The sequence below is a fragment of the Flavobacterium sp. genome, assembly GCF_044361065.1.
Classification (GTDB): domain Bacteria; phylum Bacteroidota; class Bacteroidia; order Flavobacteriales; family Flavobacteriaceae; genus Flavobacterium.
The window spans coordinates 1-2,692 of sequence record NZ_JBIKJI010000219.1 but is presented as its reverse complement, the minus strand read 5'-3'; the positions used below and the strand labels follow the sequence as shown (position 1 = coordinate 2,692).

2 protein-coding genes are annotated in these 2,692 nt (G+C 34.5%); both read left to right on the top strand.

The annotated features are described in order from the left end of the window. Positions 1–1,003: acyl-CoA carboxylase subunit beta (locus ACIQ11_RS10190; RefSeq protein ID WP_396154579.1), on the top strand; the 1,003-nt coding region annotated here is incomplete at its 5' end. Between the two features lie 111 nt (positions 1,004–1,114). Beyond that, positions 1,115–2,692: M1 family metallopeptidase (locus ACIQ11_RS10185; RefSeq protein WP_396154578.1), on the top strand; the 1,578-nt coding region annotated here is incomplete at its 3' end.

Genomic DNA, 2,692 nt, shown 5'->3' with positions numbered 1-2,692 from the left:
TTTAGTAAAAGCCGCGATAGGCGAAACTATTGATAATGAAACACTTGGTGGCGCAACGACACATTGTGAAATTTCAGGGGTTACCGATTTTAAAGCTAAAGATGATGCAGCTGCTTTAGACAGAATTAAAAGTATTGTTTCAAAAATTGGCGATTATGACAAAGCTGGATTTAACAGAGAAACTCCTGTAAAACCCGCTTTAGATCCAAAAGACATTTACGGAATTTTACCAAAATTACGTACGGATCAATATGATATGAACGAAATTATTAAACGTTTAGTGGATAATTCAGAATTTGATGAATACAAAGCCGGTTATGGTCAAACCATTATTACGGGTTATGCCAGAATTGAGGGCTGGGCAGTAGGAATAGTTGCCAATCAGCGTTTGGTTTCAAAAACTAAAAAAGGTGAAATTCAGTTTGGTGGCGTAATTTATTCGGAAAGTGCGGATAAAGCGACTCGATTTATTGCCAATTGCAACCAAAAGAAAATTCCTTTAGTCTTTTTACAAGACGTAACGGGTTTTATGGTAGGAAGCAAATCGGAACACGGCGGAATCATTAAAGATGGTGCTAAAATGGTAAATGCAGTTGCCAATTCTGTTGTGCCTAAATTTACAGTTGTAGTAGGAAATTCCTATGGTGCTGGAAATTACGCTATGTGTGGAAAAGCTTACGACCCAAGATTAATTTTCGCTTGGCCAAGTGCTGAGTTAGCCGTTATGGGTGGTACGCAAGCTGCAAAAGTACTCGCGCAAATTGAAGCCGCTTCCTTAAAAAACAAAGGAGAAGTTGTAGATGAAGCAGTAGAAAAAGAATTATTTGATAAAATTAAAGCCAAATATGATGCGCAAGTGTCGCCCTATTACGCCGCTTCCAGATTATGGACAGATGCAATTATTGACCCTTTAGATACCAGAACTTGGATTTCTATGGGAATTGAAGCCGCCAACCACTCGCCTATTGAAAAGAAATTTAATTTAGGGGTTATTCAGGTTTAGTTGGCAGTGTTAAGTTATCAGTAATCTGTAAAAAATCGCAAACTTGTATTGCTGAAAGCATCTTTATAATTTATTAATTACGTTTCATATTTTAAATTTACTTTCTTTACTATGAAAAAAACACTTCTATTTACCTTTTTTCTATTCGTTTTCAATCAAATTGAAGCGCAAGAATTTTCTCGTAAAGATTCGCTACAAGGTGGACTTCGTGAAGAAAGAACGTGTTATGATGTTTTGCGATATGAATTAGACATTAGAATTGATCCTGAAAAAAAATGGCTATTTGGTTCCAACACGATAACATTTAAAGTTGACGATGATACAAATAAAATCCAAGTAGATTTGTTTGAAAATATGATAATTGATGGTATAAGATTAGATAATATTCCTAAAATAGAATGTACAAGAGAATTTAACGCCGTATTTATTCATTTTCCGAACATATTAAAAAAAGGAGAAATCCATAAATTAAGAATTTCGTACTATGGAAATCCTATCATTGCTAAAAATGCACCTTGGGATGGTGGTTTTGTATTTACAAAAGATAAAAAACAAAACCCTTGGATTGGTGTCGCTGTGCAAGGAACTGGTGCGAGTTTATGGTATCCGTGTAAAGATTCTCAAACGGATGAACCAGACAACGGAGCAAGTATAAAAGTAGCCGTACCAAATGGATTAATGAATGTTTCCAACGGAAGATTTTTGGGTTCAACCGACTTAAAAGACGGTTACACGCGTTGGGATTGGGAAGTAAAAAACCCAATTAATAATTATGATATCACAGTAAACATTGGCGATTATGTGCATATTCACGATAATCACGAAGGTTTAGACTTAGATTATTATGTGTTGCGATACAACGAAGAAACAGCTCGTAAACATTTTGACAATGATGTGAAACCGATGATGAATTGCTTTCAATCGAAATTTGGAAAATATCCGTTTTTTGAAGATGGTTATAAATTAGTGGAAACGCCTTATTTAGGTATGGAACACCAAAGTGCTGTAGCATACGGAAATAAGTACAAAAAAGGATATCTTGGAATGGACTTATCTGGAACGGGTGCCGGAATGTTTTTCGATTATATTACGATTCACGAAACCGGACACGAATGGTTTGGTAACAGCATTACAAGCAAAGATATTGCCGATATGTGGATTCACGAAGGCTTTACAACCTACACAGAAACCGTTTTTATTGAATGCATTAAAGGATATGATGAAGCTATTAAATACGTAAACGGACAATCAAGAAGTGTACAAAACGACCGTCCAATTATTGGGCAATTTGGTGTAAACCGAGAAGGAAGTGGTGATATGTATTATAAAGGCGCCTTAATGCTGAATACCATTAGACATATTATTAATGATGATGTAAAATGGTGGAAATTACTTTACAACTATTCTGAAACGTATAAAAAACAAATTATAGATACGAAAACGGTAATTGATTTCTTTAATAAAGAAAGTGGTATCGATTTAACTTCTGTATTTCAGCACTATTTAACCACTACAAAAATACCAAAATTAGTACTTTCAAAATCTAATAATAAACTGAATTATAAATGGGAAAATGTAACTGCCGATTTTAAAATGCCCGTTGATATTATCATTAACGAAAAAACAACACGTTTACAAGCCACTACTGAAAATCAAGAGCTTAAAGTGGATAAAAAGGTAGTATTGGAA